Raw genomic sequence first — 18,326 nt, forward strand, 5'->3', positions numbered from 1 at the left:
TTGAACTGAAGGTGAATACGATGAAAAAGCACGTCGTCCTCTACAAAAAACTCTCGCCCGAGTTGATGGCTCGATTGCATGAACAGGCCGAGGTGACGCTGATCGACAAGCTCGACAGCGACGGCCTGATGCGCCTGCGCGATGCCTTGCCCAGCGCCCAGGGTCTACTGGGTGCCAGCCTGCGGCTGGATGCCGAGCTGCTCGATTTGGCGCCCCGGCTGGAAGCCGTCGCAAGTGTCTCGGTGGGCATCGACAACTACGACATCGACTACCTGAATCGGCGCAATATTCTGCTCAGCAACACCCCTGATGTGTTGACCGAAACCACTGCCGATACCGGTTTCGCACTGATCCTGGCCACGGCTCGGCGGGTGGTCGAACTGGCCAATCTGGTGCGTGCGGGGCAATGGAATCACAACATCGGGCCGATGCATTTCGGCAGCGACGTGCATGGCAAGACCCTCGGCATCATCGGCATGGGGCGGATCGGCGAGGCGCTGGCACAACGTGGGCATTTCGGCTTCGGCATGCCGGTCATCTACCACAGCCACTCGGCGAAACCTGCGGTGGAGAAACGCTTCAATGCGCAGTACCGCAGCTTGCCGGAGTTGTTGCAGCAAGCGGATTTCATCTGCCTGACCTTGCCGTTGACGGCCGAGACCGAAGGCCTGATCGGCGCCCGGGAGTTTGCGCTGATGCGCCCGGAAAGCATCTTCATCAACATTTCCCGGGGCAAGGTGGTCGATGAAGCCGCTCTGATCGAGGCGCTGCAACAGCGGCAGATCCGCGCGGCCGGGCTGGATGTGTTCGAGCGCGAACCGCTGGAGCATGATTCGCCGCTCTTGCAGTTGAACAATGTGGTGGCGACCCCGCATATCGGCTCCGCTACCCATGAAACCCGCGAAGCGATGGCCCGTTGTGCAGTAGACAATCTGCTGGCGGCACTGGCTGGTGAGCGGCCGATGAATCTGGTGAATGGGTCGGTGTGGGATCAGCGCAGAATCTAAAGAGCAAGATCAAAAGATCGCAGCCTGCGGCAGCTCCTACAGAAGCAAACCGTGATCGGCGTAGGAGCTGCCGCAGGCTGCGATCTTTTTCTCAGCCGCGCCGACGATTTTACTGAGGCCGCTGCTCCAGCAAATCCCCCGCACACCGCACTATCCGCCGACACGCCTCGGCCAGACGCTTCTGATCCACCACCAGGCCAATCCGGATATGCCCCGCCGCACTCGGTCCGAACGCTTCGCCGGCCAGCACCGAGACGCCATACCCTTCCAGCAGGCGCTCGGCAAAGGCTTGGGCGCAGAGGCCGGTTTGACGAATATCGACCATGACGAACATCCCGCCATCAGGTTTCACCGCAGTGAGGCCCGGGCAATCATCAAGATGGGCACACACCAGATCCCGACGCTGACGATACTCCTCACGCATCCGCGCAACCTCTGGCAAGTCGGCATCCAGGGCGACTTCAGCAGCCTTCTGCACGAAGTCCGGCAAGCCGAACAACATGCACAGCGACAGATGGATCAAGTGCTCGGTCAGAGGCTTGGGGCCGATCACCCACCCTACCCGCCAACCACTCATGGCATGGGACTTGGACAGGCTGTTAAGGGTCGCCGTACGCTCGGCCATGCCCGGCAAACTCGCCGGGCTGATGTGCTCGCCCTCAAACAACAGCTCGCTGTACACCTCATCGCTGATCAGCCACAAGTCATGTTCGATACAGAGCTGTGCCAGCGCCTGCCAGATCGGCAACGACAAACTGGCACCCGAGGGATTGTTCGGACTGTTGAGTAGCATGGCCCGGGTCCTCGGGGTGATCAATGCTGCAACGTCAGCCGGATCGACCCGAAAGCCGTTCTCCGAAGACACTGCCACCGGCACCACCTTGGCCCCGCAGGCGCCAAACACGCCTTCGTAGGTGACGTACATCGGCTCCGCGACTATCACCTCGTCGCCCGGATCGAGCAGGCATTGCACCACGGCATACACCGCACATTGCGCGCCGGGCATGACCACCACGTGATCCCCATCGACCGCTTGACCGCTGCGTCGGTTGTGGCGCCGGGCAATGCTGGTGCGCAGCGAGCGGTTGCCACGCACCTCCGAGTAATGGGTATCGCCGGCCAACAGGCTGTCGATGGCGGCCTGAACAATCGGTTTCGGGGTGTCGAAATCCGGGTCGCCGATCGACAGTAACAACACGTCGGCGCCCTGTTCGATCAATTCCAGTGCTCGGTCGTGAATCTGCCAGGCCGCGGCTCCGTCGCCGGCAATTCGTTGGGTCAAGGTTGAATAGCGCATGTAGCTCTCCTGTTGCGCGAATTCCAAGGCTGAACCCTAACTTAAATCACGAATCGCGCCACCATTGCGTTCAAATCCACAGCCAGGCGCGACAGCTCATGGCTGGCCGCGCTGGTCTGGTTGGCTCCGGTAGATGACTGGCTGGCCAGGTCGCGAATGTTCACCAGGTTGCGGTCCACTTCGCGGGAGACTTGCGCCTGTTCCGCCGAGGCGCTGGCGATCACCAGGTTGCGTTCGTTGATTAGCTGGATCGACTGGGTGATCTGCTCCAGGGCAACACCGGCGGCACGGGCCATCTCCAGGGTACTTTGCGTGCGTTGATTGCTTTGCTGCATGGACTCCACCGCCTGGCCGGTACCGTTCTGGATGCCGGCGACCATCTTTTCGATTTCCTGGGTCGATTGCGCCGTGCGATGGGCCAGCGCGCGGACCTCATCGGCGACTACCGCAAAACCACGCCCGGCTTCACCGGCACGGGCGGCTTCAATCGCCGCATTGAGCGCCAGCAGGTTGGTCTGCTCGGCAATCGCCCGGATCACGTCCAGCACCTTGCCGATGTCACGGCCCTGCACGGCCAGGCCTTCGATCATGGCGGCGGTGTTTTGCACATCGACGGTCATGGTCTGGATCGCGCCGACGGTTTCCACCACCCGGTTGCGACCTTCGCGAGCGGCCAGGTTCGACTGATTGGACGCCTCGGAAGTGGAGACGGCGTTGCGCGCCACTTCTTCTACCGCTGCGGTCATTTGGTTGACAGCGGTCGCCGCTTGTTCGATTTCGTTGTTCTGCTGTTGCAGGCCACGGGAAGCCTCTGCGGTCACCGTGCTGAGTTGTTTAGCGGCCGAGCCGAGTTGCGTCGCGGAGCCTGCGATCTGCTCGATGGTTTGCCGCAGATTGCTCTGCATGGTGGACAAGGCACTGAGCAGACGCGCCGGCTCGTCGTTTCCTTCGATGATGATTGGTTTGCTCAGGTTGCCGCCGGCAATGGTTTCGGCTGCGGCGAGCGCTTTGTTAAGCGGTGTGACGATACTGCGGGTCAGCAACCAGGCCAGCAACACCGTCAACAAAGCGGCAATCACCGAGACCGCGATGATGCCAGTGATGGCGTCGCTGTAGTGTTCGCCTGCTTGCGCAGAAGCCTTGCTGGCATCGACGCCATTGAGCGCCACCAACTGGTTGAGTTGCTCGCCCATTTTGTCGGTACCGCCCTTGATCCGGGTATTGATCAAGGTGCGCAACTCTTCGATTTTGTTCTGACGGGATAGCTCCAGCATCTCGACTTGCGCTTGCAGGTAGCTATCCAGCGTCGCGGTAAAGGTCCTGTAGAGGGCAGCGCCTTCGTCACTGGCGGGCAATGCCGCGTAGCTGGTTTGCGCTTGCTTGAGCTTGTTAACCAGCACACCGATGCGGGTTTCAGCTTCCTGCAAGGCCAGCGGTTCGCGGTTGACCAGCACCCGGAACGACAAAATACGCATGCGCAGGACGTTCTCGGTGATATTGCCCAGAAACCCTATGCTGGGCAGTTGCGTGCTTTGCAGATCAACCGAGGCCTGGCGAATGACCGTCATGCGATTCGCGGCAAACACGCCCAGAACGATGACAAGCAAAGCGATGAAGGCAAAACCGAGGAAGGCTCGAGGCGCGATATTCATATTTCGTAGGGACATGGGATGACTCTCGGGTGATGTCGGGCTGCGAGCGTCCTTGCCATATCTGCTATCAGGAGGGCGTTGCTCCTGAAAGTGCCGGGCCGTTCTTGTTATGCAAAGCCGGCCTTACCGCTGTATCGGCTGGGCTTGAGGTTTTATTCAGGGGCACTGGAGCGCCGTTCATCGGTTGCTGCGATGCAGTCGCGGCGAAAGCGTGAGGCGCCGCGCGGCAAATATCTGGAAAAGCGCTTTTTCCCTCTTGGCGCTCGCTCAAAAAAGCTCGTTTAATCAGTACTTTATTTTTCGAGCTAAGGCGCCGACGTGTCGCGTAGAAATCACCTACATCCAGATTTGCGATAGCTGACAGCCTTATCAACAATCCCTCGATAAAGTTGCCTACCTGTAATTTCTGACAGGTTCCAAGGTCGTTAATTCGCGATATAACTGGACCGCGCCTACAGCCCTGACTCAGGTGTCTGAAGGCAGGCCGCATGAACCACGCCTCTATGAAGTAGGAAGATTCTGCCGTGCCCACGCCATCATTGATGATAAATGGGAGAGCCCGTTATGTACCGTACCAACCCAGCCTCAGCCCCAGTCCGGTCAGCGCCAGCCCAGGTCAGTTTCCAGTCACAGGAGCCCGAACAACCCAAAGCGATCACACTTACGGCCAGGGAAAGAGAAGTCTTGCAGTGGAGCGCCGCCGGCAAGTCCTCCTGGGAGATCGGCCAGATCGTCCGCTGTACCGAAGCCGGGGTGAACTACCACTTCTGCAACATTCGCCGAAAATTCGGCGTGAGTTCGCGCTGGACCGCAGTGGTCAAGGCGCTGGAGCGGGGTTTGATTCAATTGCCTTGAACCGGGCCGGCCGTGGCGTATGGCGACCTATCAGCCCGAATAGAGACACTGCATGAATCCGGGACATACGCCCCCCCGAAACATCCCCCTCGAACCCCATGCCAACGCTTGCTGCGATGCGTCTGCATCGCACCGGCGTTGCGGGAGTACCCGTATCATTCTCGCCGACGACCACCCAGTGGTGCTGATGGGCGCAAGAATGGCCCTGACCTTACCGGCCAATTCGCGGTTTTCTGTGGTCGCCGAAGCGCACAACGCCGATGAGCTGATCCTGCGACTGGAACGTTGTCCGTGTGACATTCTGGTGTGCGACTACTCCATGCCCTACGGATGCTTTCCCGATGGCCTGGCGTTGATGAGCTACGTCAAAAGGCACTTCAGCCATGTACAGCTGATCGTCATGACCATGCTGCGTAACCCGACCTTGTTGCAGGCGCTACTCAATAACGGCGTCCGGGGTTTGTTCGACAAGCACAGTGCCTTGAGCGAACTGAAGCAGGCGCTGCACACCGTGACCAGGGGGCGCCCCTACCTGAGCCCATCTTTCGCCAGCCTGCTCGACGCCCAGGCCCTTTTTCACGCAACCAACGATGAGCCGCAGGTCAGCCTTTCGCAGCGTGAACTGGAAGTGGTGCGCCTGTTCGTCCAGGGCCTGTCCGGCCGACAGATCGCCGCGCAACTGAACCGCAGCGAAAAAACCATCAGCCGGCAAAAACGCACTGCCATGGACAAGTTGGGACTTGGCCATGACAGTGGGTTGGTGGAGTTTGCGCGGGTGAGTGGGTTGAATGGCTAAGTTTGTTGCGCAGCCCCAGACAAAAATTAAATCAGGGGCTGCGCGGCGCAGTTAAAATGTAACGCCTCGTAGCCTAGCCACTTCATGCCGAAGCTCCGGCGCTATCATCTCGCGAAGAGGTGTTTCTGGCGTAATCCCGCTCACAGCTATACCGCCGTCGGGATTGAAACGCTGATCACGCTGATCACTTACAGCCTTGGCACGGGCATACCTTGCATCTCTTAATATTTGGTCCTCAGCCTCTATTCTTTCCCCCTGAACTTTTTTTCGCGCATTGATTGCTGCTCGGGTTTTTTCCGGATTCTGGTTCTTTCTTGTCCATTGGTCCATCACTGCGCTATTGGCCTCATAGGCCTTCTTCGTTAATTCCCCCACCCTCTGCTTCCCCCTCTGCTCTGGTGTCTGCTCCGTCTCAGGAGGCGCTGCGCTCGTGTTCTTCTTGGGAGTGTTCATATTTTTGGGGGCACCAGGGGCTGGCGTTCCCCGGAAAGGCGCTGAAATACGTTTCCATAGTACTGAATACCAAGCATGCCCATCCGGATCCACATTGCTAATCGGATCCCCCCCACAATACATATACGCATTCAACCCCCCCTCCCCAAACGGGCTCAAACTGTCCGGGCTGTAAAACCTCATCAGCCAAGGGTTGTAAGCCCGATATCCGTTACCCAGCAAATAGCAACCGGTCTGCGTTTCCCGGAACTCGCCGTTGTACCCCAGATGAGTACTCCCCGGCTGTTCCGCGCTGCGATGACCGTACGCCGAATAAGCGATGTCATTGGCCGAGTCGCTGCCTATTTCTCTCAGCACCGTGTTTTTATTATCACTGGCCAGCAGCAGGGACTTTGGGCCAGCACCTTCCTGCTGCTCGGCGAGCAAGTTTCCTTCACCGCGCATAAATGTGTGGCGTTGAGCGCCCTGAATCCGGGTAGCCAGCGCACCGTTCTGATAGAAGCGTTGCTCTGCGCCGCCGTTGAGGCCGGCAAGCGTGTCCAGCGCATCGTAATCAAAGCCGCTGGGCGTTTCGCCGGGCAGCCCACTGACGCTGATCAACCGGTTGAGGGCATCGTATTCGAGGGTGCGGTTTTCTTCGTCACGGGTCAGGTTACCGTCCTCGTCATAGCTCAGCAGGATCTCGGCGGGATAAGTCGCGTCGCCGGTGTTGGTCACCTTGCTCAGCTGCGTCGGGTCTGTCGTATCGTAGGTATAGATGGCCTGGTTGGTGTAGGTGGTAATACCGTCGGTGGAGGTGGTGATCACCCGGGTCAGGTTGTCCATCGCATCGAATCTGAATAGCTGCTGGGTAATCGACCGCGTCATGCGGCCCAGTCCGTCGAAGAACTGTTTGCCAAGCACAATGTTGTTGACACTGATCTCGGTCGGCAAATCCTCGGGGCTGTGTTCGGCATAGCTGCGTCGAACCACTGCGGCTCCCGGCAAGGTGTTAGTGAGCATCCGGCCAAAAGCATCGTAGCTGTATAGTGTCTTGGCGTCGCGGGCATCGACTTCTTCCGTGGCATGCCCAAGTCCGTCATAGCTGTACTGATGCAGACTGACGGGTTTTTCATCAGGATCCAGGCTCTCGAAACGCATGCTCCGAGCCGGCTTTTCGAACGGATTGAGCCAGGTCACCGTCACGCCGCTGGTCATCGCGTTGTCGCCAGCCCCTTGTCGCCAACTGCGCTGGATCGGCCCTCTCCATTCCCGCGTGCCGATCGGGTCAGTTTCTTCATACACCGTGACCCCATCCGGACCAGTCACGCAACGCTGTGCGCCCCAGGCGTCGTATTCAAAAAGGCTGGTCAGCGGTACCGGGGCCTCGTCCTCCCAGTCGTAGTCGACTTCCTTGAGCAGATTGCCCAGTGCATCGTAAAAGCCCGCGTAGGTCTGGCGGTAATCCTTGGCGCGCAGAGGGCTATCGGCATTCTGGCGCTCCTCATAGATCGGGCGGTTGAGCCCGTCGAACCTTGTACGGGTCTTGACCTCCTTGACATCAGTGACCACTTGCTCCGCTTGTTGTCCGTCAAGGGAAGTCAGGTAGTACTCGTAATAACGCGTGGCTTCGAATTCTGCTTCTCCGGGCGCCACGGTTTCGCTCGTCACCCGTTCCAGACTGTCGTAGGTGTAGCGGATTCTCACATTATTGTCGTCACGGGTAAGCAGCGGATGGCCATGGACCAATGAATCCTCGCGGGTAATCTTTTTTATGACTTCGTTGGTGCCCGCAACATGGTCGAATCCGGTCAGGGTTTCGACCGTCTCCAGCACTGTTTCACCCACCAGCACGCTGTTGGGTTTGTCGTATTCGTAGTTGGTGGTGGTGGTCTTGCCGTTCAGGGTTTCGCGCTGTTGCGACGGGCGGCCGTGCAAGAAGGCATTCGCGGGTTCGACAACGTAACTGCGTAGCGTTTGTTGCAACTCGGCTTCTTGGCTGCCGTCGACCTGCAGGAGGGTCTCGCTGTCGAGCACCAGCCAGTCCTTCAGACCACTGACCGTCAAGGGCTCCAGCGCACTGTAGCGATAACGGGTAAGCAGGGTCGGGGCGTCACCCTGGCCCAGCGGTGACGGGTAGACCGTGGTGTCCTTTCGGTTGCGCACGAAACCTTCCGGGTCGGGCGGGCAGTGGCCGGAACCGTCTGGAGGCTCAAGCTGCCACCGGTAAGCCCTTGGCACTGAACGGTCGGGAAGTTGCTGCTGGGTACGCTCTGTATATTCACCTTGCGTCCCACGGACGGCCACTCAACTTCCTCGGCGTCGATGACGCCATAAGACACCGGCAAGGTCTTGCCGATATATGCGGCGATCGATCTCATCGGAATCTCGTATCGGCGCGAACCCGGGGTGATCGGCTGGGTGGCTCGGTGAGCGCCCAGACTGCCGGGTACACCCCATTGCACCCAGACCTGCTCTTGCGGGTAAATGTCCGCGGTGTCCGATATCACCACCATCGCTCCCGACGTAGCCTTCAGCGGATCAAGCGTCTGCTGTTCTCCGGTTCCCACAGCTTTTTCAACCTCAGGCCAAGGCAACAACCGTGGCCGTTGGCGGGCTTCGACTTTAAGTTCAACCGCCAGGGACTGCAGGCTCGCATATGGCTCTGTGGTAGCCAGCCCCAGCTGGCCTGCGCAGTTACACCTGACGGCCCTTGCACCTGGGTCCTGCGCAACTCGCCATCGCACGCGGCGAGAATCGCCTCGACCGTGCCTTCGCCACCATCGGCCATCGGGCACTTGACCAGTTGCGCATCCGGCCAGACCTCGGCCAGCCCGAGGGCGATGGCATCAGCCACGCCGATGGCACTCAGGCTGTCTTTGAACGAGTCGGGGGCGATGATGATTTTCATGTGAGTTCTCCAGTTCCAGTGGAGCCATGCTGCCAGTTGGCATCAGGAATGACGCCGGTCCGCTGCACAAGTTGAGATCGGGTTTGTTGTTCAATGCCACAAAGCCCCGGCTCGCTTCGGGTTACGCACCTACGATGGATCGCTCTGCGGCAACAATTGCACCCCCAGATACAGCGCCAGCATCCCATCCAGCCGCAACGGATCGACGCCGCTGATTTCGGCAATGCGCTCCATCCGGTAGCGCAGGCTATTGCGGTGGATACCCAGGGCCTCGGCACACGCCTGGCTCTGGCCGTCGTGTTCACACCAGCTGCGCAGGGTCGCCAGCAACTGGCCGTTGTTGTCCTTGGCGATGACCTTGCGCAATGGAGTGAGCAGTTCGTCGAGCGCATCGTCGTTGCGATGACGCCAGAGCATTACCGGCAGGCGATAACGGCTCAGGGTCAGCAAGCGGTTCTGTGGCAATACATCCCGCCCGTAAGCCAGAAGATCGCCGACCCGCCGGTAACAGCGGCGCAACCCCTGCAGACCATCCGCCTGATCACCCATGGCAATCCGCAGAATGCTCCAGCCCTGTCCGTCGAGTTTTTCCAGCAGCCGTTCATTTTCGATCGACTGGGTGGCCGGACGGCACCAAAGCAACGAAGACCTGGCCGAACTCAGACACCAGCTGTCCGGATAACGGGAAGTCAGCCAAACACTCAAGGCTTCGACGGTCTGCCCGGGACCCTGTTCCAGCCCCAGTTCGAGCAGATAAGGAATGCGCGGCAGCTGTGGCTTGAGTCCCAATTGCTGAGCCTCGTCGATCAAGCGAGGCGAATCTCCAGCCTCACTGAGCAACAGCGCCAGCAGGTCATCGCAACGCTGGCGCCGCCATTGCTGTTCGCCCTGCTGGTTGCGTTGGCCGACCAACATTTCGGCGGTCATGCGCACCAGTTCGGCGTAGGTTCGCAATTGCTCCGGCTCACCGGTGATGCCCAACACACCGATCAATCGCTGATCGAGGAACAGCGGCAGGTTGATGCCTGGCTGTACGCCTTTGAGGTGTTTGGCTGTCTGGGTATCGATTTCCACCACTCGACCGTTGGCCAGCACCAGCTGCGCACCTTCGTGGCGAGTGTTGACCCGCTCCGGTTCACCGCTGCCCAGGATCAGCCCCTGGCTGTCCATGACATTGACGTTGTAGGGCAGGATGGCCATCGCCCGGTCGACGATATCCTGCGCCAGGTCGTGATCCAGTTCGAACATAGCGGCGAGATCCTTGAAGGCGGTTTCTTGTGGTGATTGTTGACCGGCACAGGGCAAGCCCGCAAACCCTGTGCTCAGTATTTGTATGCACTGTCAGGATTGAGAGGGAACACAGAACGGTGTAATAAAGAACCTCGTTTTTTTGTCTGCCCGCACTCAACCCGAAAGAGGATTTCGAACATGAGCTATCGCCCCCTTGGCCAATCCGGTTTGCAAGTCTCCGCCCTGACCCTGGGCAGCATGATGTTCGGCGAACAGACCAGCACCGAGGATTCCCTGCGGATCATCGACAAGGCCTGGGACCAGGGCATCAACTTCATCGACACTGCGGACGTTTACACCAACGGCCGTTCCGAAGAAATTGTCGGTGAAGCGATTGCCAGCCGCCGTCAGGAGTGGATTGTCGCCTCCAAGGTCGGTTTCGGCCCGGTGGACGGGGTACCGAATCGCAGTGGTTTGAGCCGCAAGCATATCTTCAATGCGATCGACGCCAGCCTGACCCGGATGGGTACCGATTACCTGGACATCTACTACCTGCACCGCGAAGACCACAATACGCCGCTGGAAGTCACCGTTTCAGCCATTGGCGACTTGTTGCGCCAGGGCAAGATCCGTTATTGGGGGCTGTCCAATTATCGCGGCTGGCGGATTGCCGAAGTGATTCGCGTGGCGGATAAACTCGGGGTCGACCGGCCGGTGATCAGCCAGCCGCTGTACAACATCGTCAATCGCCAGGCCGAAACCGAGCAGATCACCGCCGCCCATGCCTACGGTCTTGGGGTGGTGCCTTACAGCCCGCTGGCTCGCGGGGTGCTCAGTGGCAAGTACGCACCGGATGTCAAACCGGACGTCAACAGCCGCGCCGGGCGCCAGGATAAACGCATCCTGGAAACCGAGTGGCGAGTCGAGTCTCTACGCATTGCCCAGCAGATCCAGCAATACACCCTGGGGCGCGGCGTTGGTATCGTCGAATTCGCCATCGCCTGGGTGCTGAACAACTCGGCGGTCAGCTCGGCCATCGTCGGGCCGCGCACCGAAGAGCAGTGGGACGCCTACACTCAGGCATTGGCGGTGAAGATCACTGCCGAAGACGAAGCCTTTGTCGACTCGCTGGTGACCCCGGGGCACTCCTCTACCCCGGGTTTCAATGATGTCAGTCACTTTGTATCTGGGAGGCTGCCGCGTAATATTTGAGCCTTTCGGCATGGCGGAGATCGCCAAGATCGCAGCCTGCGGTAGCTCCTACACCGACCGGGTGCACCTGCAAATTATCAGGTGTACACAAGCCCTGTAGGCTGCCGCAGGCTGCGATCTTTTTGGAGCACTGCATGCTTGACTGACTGGCATTGGGGTCTGCCCAGGATCAGCGATATTCTTTCGCCAAAACCGTTATCCTGCGCGCCCTCCCCATCCCACTCCATTTCACGCGAGGACAGTGTGTCAAAAGGTATTGTTCTATCGGTTCTGTCATCGGTGCTGTTCGCCGTCATGTATTTCTACACCTCGCTGCTTTCGCCGCTGAGCGGGATGGAGATTTTTGGCTGGCGGATGCTGTTGACCGTGCCGTGCATGACCGTCTTCATGTTCGCCTCTGGGGAATGGAAGCACGTAGTCGTACTGGTCAAGCGCCTGCTCGGCCAACCGGCCCTGATCCTGGGCCTGCTGGTCTCTTCGGCACTGGTCGGGGCACAACTCTGGCTGTTCATGTGGGCTCCGCTGAACGGGTATAGCCTGGATGTTTCCCTGGGGTATTTCTTGCTGCCGCTGACCATGGTCCTGACCGGTCGGATCGCCTATGGCGAACGTCTTTCATACCTGCGCAAGGTTGCGGTGTTCTTCGCCTTGCTCGGGGTGATCAACGAGCTGTACCAGGTCGGCAGCTTTTCCTGGGCGACCTTGTTGGTGGCCATCGGTTACCCGACCTATTTCGTGCTGCGTCGACGCATGGCCACGGACAATCTCGGTGGGTTGTGGCTCGACATGACATTGCTGCTGCCGGTGGCGCTCTGGTTCGTGCAAAGCGGTGAGCAAGGGTTTGCGGTGGTCGAGCAGCACCGCTGGCTGTACCTATTGATCCCGCTGCTCGGGTTGATCAGTGCTTCGGCGCTGGTGAGCTACATCATCGCCAGCCGGCTGTTGGCCTTCAGCCTGTTCGGACTGCTCAGTTATGTCGAGCCGGTGCTGTTGCTTGGCGTCGCCCTGCTGCTGGGAGAAAGCATCGGCCCGAAGGAGTGGCTGACTTACATCCCGATCTGGATGGCGGTGGTGGTGCTGGTTTTCGAAGGGTTCAAACATATGGTTCGGCATCGCCGACCCTGATCTGGATCTGGATCCTGTAGGAGCGAGCTTGCTCGCGATGGACTTGAAGCTCACGGGTTTCGTCAGAAAGCACGCGTAATCGTTAACGACCATCGCGAGCAAGCTCGCTCCTACAGAGAATTTATATGCACTTGATCGTTCACACGCCATAAATCAAACGCGAAAAAAAGCCCGGTCGGCATTGCTGCTGACCGGGCTTTTTTACATCTGCCGCCAATTACTCGGTGGCAAGCACACCACGGCGAACCTGGTCACGTTCGATGGATTCGAACAGCGCCTTGAAGTTGCCTTCACCGAAGCCGTCGTCGCCTTTACGCTGGATGAATTCGAAGAACACCGGGCCCATCAGGGTTTCCGAGAAGATTTGCAGCAGCAGGCGCTTGTCGCCCGACTCGGACGTACCGTCCAGCAGTATCCCCCGCGATTTCAGCTCTTCGACCGGTTCGCCATGGTTTGGCAAACGGCCTTCGAGCATCTCGTAGTAGGTTTCCGGTGGCGCGGTCATGAAGCGCATGCCGATTTTCTTCAGGTGATCCCAGGTCTTGAGCAGGTCGTCGGTCAGGAAGGCAACGTGCTGGATGCCCTCGCCGTTGAACTGCATCAGGAACTCTTCGATCTGCCCGGCACCCTTGGACGATTCTTCGTTCAGCGGGATCTTGATCATGCCATCCGGTGCGGTCATGGCCTTGGAGGTCAGGCCGGTATATTCGCCCTTGATGTCGAAGTAACGGATCTCGCGGAAGTTGAACAGCTTCTCGTAGAAGTTGGCCCAATAGGCCATGCGACCGCGATACACGTTGTGGGTCAGGTGGTCGATGATTTTCAGGCCGGCCCCGACCGGGTTGCGGTCAACGCCTTCGATGAACACGAAGTCGATGTCGTAGATCGAACTGCCTTCGCCGAAACGGTCGATCAGGTACAGCGGCGCGCCGCCGATGCCTTTGATCGCCGGCAGGTTCAGCTCCATCGGGCCGGTTTCGATGTGAATCGGCTGGGCGCCAAGTTCCAGGGCACGGGCAAACGCCTGCTGGGCATTCTTGACCCGAAACGCCATGCCGCAAACCGACGGGCCATGCTCGGCGGCGAAGTACGAAGCGACGCTGTGGGGTTCGTTGTTGAGGATCAGGTTGATATTGCCCTGACGATACAGGTGCACGGCCTTGGAGCGATGGGTCGCGACTTTGCTGAACCCCATGATCTCGAAGATCGGTTCGAGGGTGTTCGGTGTAGGCGATGCGAATTCGATGAATTCAAAGCCCATCAGGCCCATTGGGTTTTCGTATAAATCTGCCATGGTTGGCGCCTCATCATGCTTTTAGAATTAACAGCTGGAATTAACGGATCGTTAGTTGCTATCAATGCTGAAAGCCGCGGGCGGCGCACAGGAGATCCCCCGCACGCTGCGGGCGAGGAAATCACCGAAAATCAATTGGAACCCTAGTAGCTTCATGTCGACCCATTCTCGTACGGGCGAGGCTTCTGTTGCCAGAAGACGTATTCTTATATGCGTAACCCGATTCTACACAGCGTAACCAGGTTTGTCCGCATTCTGTATCAAATCCCCTTTTTTGACGCCGACGCAAGGGGTTTGTTGCACAGGTAGATGCCGCCCAGGATCAATCCGCCGCCCAGATACATAGGCAACGTCATTTGCTCCCCCAGCAATAGTGCGCCGAGGATGACCGCGGTCAACGGGTTGAGGGCGATGAACACTCCGGAACGGGTCGCGCCGATTTTGCGGATGCCGTCGTAGTACCAGATGTAGGCCAGCGCCGACCCCAGCACGCCCAGGTACAGCAGGCTGAAAAACTGCCCAGGATCGAGCGCGGCCAGCGCCTCGACGCGCAATTCGCCGCGCACCGCGCTGGTCACCCAGAGCATCACTGTGCCGGCCAGGATCGAATAGGTCACCGTTTGCAGCGGCCCCAGAGAGTGATTCAGCTCCCTGGAATACAACGAGTAGATTCCCCAGCCCAGCACGCAGCCGAAAATCAGCAAGTCACCGATCCAGGCGTGCGCCGCACCGTCGAACAGCTGTTGATTTCGACTGACGATTACCAGCCCCGCCCCGGCCAGGCAAATCCCGATACCGAGCAGTTTTACTCGACTCAAGCGCTCCTTGAACAAAAGCCAGGATGCCAGGGCGATGACTGCCGGGTTCAATGCCACGATCAGCGAAGCCCGTGAGGCATTGATGTACTGCAAGCCATAGAAGAAACACAGGTTATAGAAAAAGATTCCGAAGAATCCCAATACCATCAGTTGCAACCATTGCTTGCGGTTGGGGCGCGCCAGGGGGATACGGGCCAGCGCCATGAACAGCAGCAACGCCAGGCTGGCCAGCAGAAAGCGCAGGCTCGCGGCGAGCAACGGGTTGAGGGTATCGGCGAGGAAGCGCCCAGCAACAAAAGTCCCGCCCCAGATCATGGTGACAGCGGCCAGTTTCAGGTAGACCGGAACATCGGATTGGATGGGTGCGGCTTTTATACCGGTGTTCATAAGACTCTCGGGGGCTTGGGGTGAGGGACGGATTTCAGCAACGAATTGTCATTAGGGCCCTGCCCCATTCTTCCCCTAATATCAGGTCATCGTAAAATGAGTAAAACCTCATGACCCTGACCCAACTGGAAATCTTCTCCCTGGTTGCCGAGCTGCGCGGTTTTACCAGTGCCGCGACTCGCCTGGGCATCACTCAATCGGCGGTGTCCCACGCCATCAAATCCCTGGAGCAGGAACTCGGCGTCGAGTTGCTCAGAAGGCATCAGGCGCAGGTCGAACTGAGTGATATCGGCCAGCAACTGCTGCTGCGCGCCCGGGCCATGCTCGGCCTGGCCAACACCATGCAGCAGGAAGCTGCCGATGCCCGCGGCATGAAGCGTGGGACCTTGCGCATTGGCTCTTTCGGACCGACCTCCTCGATGAAACTGCTGCCGATGATTCTGCAGCACTACCGTGCCGCCCATCCGGGGATTGAAGTGCACATCGACGAAGGCCCGGATCGTCAGGTCATCCAGTGGCTCGAGGAGCGGCGGATCGATATCGGTTTTGTGGTGCTTCCCGAAGAGCGTTTCGACACTTTTGCCTTGGTCGAAGACCAGATGGTCGCGCTGGTCCCTGCGGCCCATGCACTGGCCGCCAAGCCATGCCTGACCTTGCGCGAGCTGTGCAACGACCCGTTCATTCTTACCCAGGCAGGCTCTTCGGAATTGGTTTCAAGAATGTTCACTGCTGCCAGGTTAACCCCTGACATTCGTTATCGAAGCTCGCAGTTGCTCAGCACCCTGGAGACTGTCAGCCGTGGCGACGCATTGACGGTGGTCGCCGAGTTATCGCTGCCGAGCGCCGCCGATGGCCGTTATGTGACAAAACCCCTGTCGCCCCAGGTCAAGCGCCAGGTCGGGTTGGCGGTACTGGATCAACGCCAGGCATCGCCGGCCACTCTCGCGTTTATAAAGCTGGCGATGAGTCTCGATTACCGGTGAGCAGGCGCAAAATACCAGCAGCCTCTATCATGGTCGGCACAAGTGCCCTTTATTTTCTCCGTGCGACAGGATTCGCCAATGCCCTTGACTGCTACAGGTCCTCGCAAACCCACCACCCGCCATGCCATAACCCTGCTGATTGGAGCGCTGCCCATAGCGCTCGGGTTCGCCATCCTCTACCTGCAAGCCGAACGCACACTGCAACAAGCTACCGCGCAGACCGCCGAAGAAGCCGTGCGTCAGTTCGACCTGATGCTCGACAATGCCGCCGAGGCTGCGCGGGCGATTCTGCCGTTCGCCGGGCAGACCTGTGATAACGACAAGCAACTGGCACTGCGCGAGCAAGTGACCCGCGGCCCCTTTGTCCGTTCTACTAACCTTGTGTGGAACAACAGCAACTATTGCAGTTCGCTGTTTGGCAGCCGCCAGGTCGCGGCGCTCGACCCTGGAGATTATGTCGAGGGCAAACTCTGGTTAATGAACGGCAACCCGGTCACGCCCAACACCGCACTGCTGGTCTATCGACTGAGCGAGGGCAATCAGAGCGCCCTGGCGACTATCGATGGTTACCATCTGAGCAACGCCCTGCGCTTGATCAGCCGCTATACCGACCTGGTGCTGCAGGTCGGAGCCAACTGGTTAGCTGCCGATGGTCAGGTCCGCAACTCCGGCCTGCCGGTTTTTCCCGTTGCCCCTAACCAGCGCACATCCTCCCGTTACGGTTACAGCGTCGAGGCCGGCATGCCCGAGGGCGAAGTCTGGCGTTACATGAAGGACAGGTATCCGGCACTGTTCAGTCTGCTGCTTTTCTTCGGTGCGACTTCTGCAACCCTCGGCCATTGGCTGCAGAAACGCTCATCGTCGCCCAGCCATGAGTTGCAACGGGCCTTGGCGGCGAGCGAGTTCATTCCCTGGTTTCAGCCCGTGGTGCGCGGCGATAACCAGCAATGGGCAGGCATCGAAGTGTTGATGCGCTGGAATCACCCGAAAGACGGCCTGGTGCGTCCCGACCTGTTTATCCCGTTTGCCGAACACTGCGGATTGATCGTGCCGATGACCCGTTCGTTGATGCGACAAACCGCTGCGGTGCTCGCCCCCCATGCCCAGTCGTTCATCGATGGTTTTCATATCGCCATCAATATCACTGCCCGTCACTGCCAGGATCTTGAACTGGTCGAAGACTGCCGGGGTTTTCTCGGCGCGTTCCCTCCCGGCAAAGTCACGCTGGTGCTGGAGTTGACCGAACGCGAACTGATCGAGCCCACCGACATCACTCGCCAGCTCTTCGAACAGCTGCATGAACTGGGGGTAATGATTGCCATCGACGACTTTGGTACCGGCCACTCGAGCCTCGGTTACTTGCGCCAGTTCAATGTCGACTACCTGAAGATCGACCAGAGCTTTGTCGCGATGATCGGCGTCGATGCCCTGTCCCGCCACATACTCGACAGCATCATCGAACTGTCGGGCAAGCTCGATCTGGGCATCGTCGCAGAAGGCGTCGAAACCCCAGAACAGCGCGACTACCTTGCGGCACAAGGCGTGGACTTCCTACAGGGTTATCTATTTGCACGGCCCATGCCGGCGGATGAATTTCTCCGGGCATTAAGTAAACATTAAATAGCGGTGCTTAGCGGACAAGCGCCGCGTTTGTTGCTATTGAAGCATGGGCTCAGTGCATTGACGTGGTTTATTTGTCACATAAAGAAAAAGACATGATTTACTCTGGACGCATTAACTACTACAATTTTTCCTGCCTGTGCAAAATTGGAAGGTGAGCCATTATCACCGAGTCGTCCTAAGGCTCTTGGCTTATAGCTTTGTTGCAGTTGGTATCAGCCAAATACACTATTGGAGTAAAGAGATTGTCCAGACTCGCTGAATTCCGCGCCGCTGAAAAGGCGCTTCAAGAACAGCTCGCGCAGCTGGAATCGCTGAAGAATGATGCCGGGCTCAAGAAAGAAATCGAATTTGAAGAAAAGCTCCAGGGCCTGATGAAATCCTACGGCAAGAGCCTGCGCGACATCATCGCCATTCTCGATCCCAACCCGAGCAAATCCAGCCATCTGGCGACTGCTCCAAAAACCCGCCGGGCCCGTGTGGTCAAGGTCTATCACAACCCGCACACCGGGGAGCTGATTGAAACCAAAGGCGGCAATCACCGCGGCCTGAAAGCCTGGAAGGAACAGTACGGTGCTGCCACCGTCGAATCCTGGTTGCGTGCCTGAGCAATTGTGCCAGCTAAAAGGCCCCGCATCTGCGGGGCCTTTTCGTTCAAGCCGGCAATCTATCTAACAAGGACCGCCGAACCCGTTAGAGACGCCCCA

At 58.7% G+C, this 18,326-nt stretch carries 14 protein-coding genes and 2 pseudogenes; 8 read left to right on the top strand and 8 right to left on the bottom strand.

Annotated features, from left to right (window positions below):
* Nucleotides 1-20 precede the first annotated feature (20 nt).
* Nucleotides 21-1,007 (top strand): 2-hydroxyacid dehydrogenase, encoded by a 987-nt coding sequence (locus tag ACA064_RS16490; protein WP_497669068.1) that lies wholly within the window; start codon nt 21-23, stop codon nt 1,005-1,007.
* Nucleotides 1,008-1,116: 109 nt separating this feature from the next.
* Here the strand turns inward: ACA064_RS16490 and ACA064_RS16495 are convergent, their stop codons facing one another.
* The 3 genes and pseudogenes from ACA064_RS16495 to ACA064_RS16505 all read right to left on the bottom strand — a co-directional run.
* Entirely contained in the window at nt 1,117-2,304 is a 1,188-nt protein-coding gene (locus tag ACA064_RS16495; RefSeq protein ID WP_497669069.1) for a pyridoxal phosphate-dependent aminotransferase, read from the bottom strand.
* Nucleotides 2,305-2,345: 41 nt separating this feature from the next.
* A complete protein-coding gene (locus ACA064_RS16500; RefSeq protein WP_497674262.1) occupies nt 2,346-3,209 on the bottom strand; it encodes a methyl-accepting chemotaxis protein in 864 nt (287 codons plus the stop codon).
* Nucleotides 3,201-3,971: pseudogene (locus tag ACA064_RS16505) on the bottom strand (MCP four helix bundle domain-containing protein); the annotation flags it as partial. The pseudogene ACA064_RS16505 and the gene ACA064_RS16500, both read right to left, overlap by 9 nt.
* Before the next feature lie 549 nt (nt 3,972-4,520).
* Between ACA064_RS16505 and ACA064_RS16510 the strand changes: the two are divergent.
* Together ACA064_RS16510 and ACA064_RS16515 are read left to right on the top strand one after the other, a co-directional pair.
* Nucleotides 4,521-4,811: a LuxR C-terminal-related transcriptional regulator gene (locus ACA064_RS16510; RefSeq protein WP_497669070.1), complete on the top strand. Its 291-nt coding sequence runs from the start codon at nt 4,521-4,523 to the stop codon at nt 4,809-4,811.
* A gap of 52 nt (nt 4,812-4,863) precedes the next feature.
* Nucleotides 4,864-5,607: a response regulator gene (locus tag ACA064_RS16515; RefSeq protein ID WP_497669071.1), complete on the top strand. Its 744-nt coding sequence runs from the start codon at nt 4,864-4,866 to the stop codon at nt 5,605-5,607.
* A gap of 51 nt (nt 5,608-5,658) precedes the next feature.
* On the opposite strand, the gene ACA064_RS16520 is transcribed toward ACA064_RS16515, so the two are convergent.
* The 3 genes and pseudogenes from ACA064_RS16520 to ACA064_RS16530 all read right to left on the bottom strand — a co-directional run bounded on the left by ACA064_RS16520 (nt 5,659) and on the right by ACA064_RS16530 (nt 10,198).
* On the bottom strand, nt 5,659-8,205 hold the full coding sequence (locus ACA064_RS16520; protein ID WP_497669072.1) for an RHS repeat-associated core domain-containing protein: 2,547 nt from the start codon (nt 8,203-8,205) through the stop codon (nt 5,659-5,661).
* A 493-nt stretch (nt 8,206-8,698) separates the two neighbouring features.
* Nucleotides 8,699-8,950, bottom strand: a pseudogene (locus tag ACA064_RS16525) (glycerate kinase); the annotation flags it as partial.
* A gap of 129 nt (nt 8,951-9,079) precedes the next feature.
* Nucleotides 9,080-10,198 carry a sugar diacid recognition domain-containing protein gene (locus ACA064_RS16530; RefSeq protein ID WP_497669073.1) on the bottom strand — a complete coding sequence of 373 codons (1,119 nt, stop codon included), beginning with the start codon at nt 10,196-10,198 and terminating at the stop codon, nt 9,080-9,082.
* Nucleotides 10,199-10,378: 180 nt separating this feature from the next.
* Here ACA064_RS16530 and ACA064_RS16535 point away from each other — a divergent pair, with 180 nt between their 5' ends.
* Entirely contained in the window at nt 10,379-11,392 is a 1,014-nt protein-coding gene (locus tag ACA064_RS16535) for an aldo/keto reductase (RefSeq protein ID WP_497669074.1), read from the top strand.
* A 243-nt stretch (nt 11,393-11,635) separates the two neighbouring features.
* Nucleotides 11,636-12,517, top strand: coding sequence for an EamA family transporter RarD (gene rarD / locus ACA064_RS16540; protein ID WP_497669075.1), 882 nt, complete (start codon nt 11,636-11,638; stop codon nt 12,515-12,517).
* 217 nt (nt 12,518-12,734) lie between these two features.
* On the opposite strand, the gene hppD is transcribed toward rarD, so the two are convergent.
* Nucleotides 12,735-13,811, bottom strand: a complete 1,077-nt coding sequence (gene hppD / locus ACA064_RS16545) for a 4-hydroxyphenylpyruvate dioxygenase (RefSeq protein ID WP_497669076.1) — start codon at nt 13,809-13,811, stop codon at nt 12,735-12,737.
* Between the two features lie 260 nt (nt 13,812-14,071).
* Nucleotides 14,072-15,016, bottom strand: a complete 945-nt coding sequence (locus ACA064_RS16550; RefSeq protein ID WP_497669077.1) for a DMT family transporter — start codon at nt 15,014-15,016, stop codon at nt 14,072-14,074.
* A 110-nt stretch (nt 15,017-15,126) separates the two neighbouring features.
* Between ACA064_RS16550 and ACA064_RS16555 the strand changes: the two genes are divergently transcribed.
* From ACA064_RS16555 to ACA064_RS16565, 3 genes are all read left to right on the top strand, one after another.
* Nucleotides 15,127-15,999 carry a LysR family transcriptional regulator gene (locus ACA064_RS16555; RefSeq protein WP_497669078.1) on the top strand — a complete coding sequence of 291 codons (873 nt, stop codon included), beginning with the start codon at nt 15,127-15,129 and terminating at the stop codon, nt 15,997-15,999.
* A gap of 78 nt (nt 16,000-16,077) precedes the next feature.
* Nucleotides 16,078-17,619, top strand: a complete 1,542-nt coding sequence (locus tag ACA064_RS16560; protein ID WP_497669079.1) for an EAL domain-containing protein — start codon at nt 16,078-16,080, stop codon at nt 17,617-17,619.
* A 245-nt stretch (nt 17,620-17,864) separates the two neighbouring features.
* Nucleotides 17,865-18,227 carry a histone-like nucleoid-structuring protein, MvaT/MvaU family gene (locus ACA064_RS16565; RefSeq protein ID WP_497669080.1) on the top strand — a complete coding sequence of 121 codons (363 nt, stop codon included), beginning with the start codon at nt 17,865-17,867 and terminating at the stop codon, nt 18,225-18,227.
* Nucleotides 18,228-18,326: the final 99 nt, after the last annotated feature.

This window comes from Pseudomonas sp. LBUM1658 (assembly GCF_059716055.1).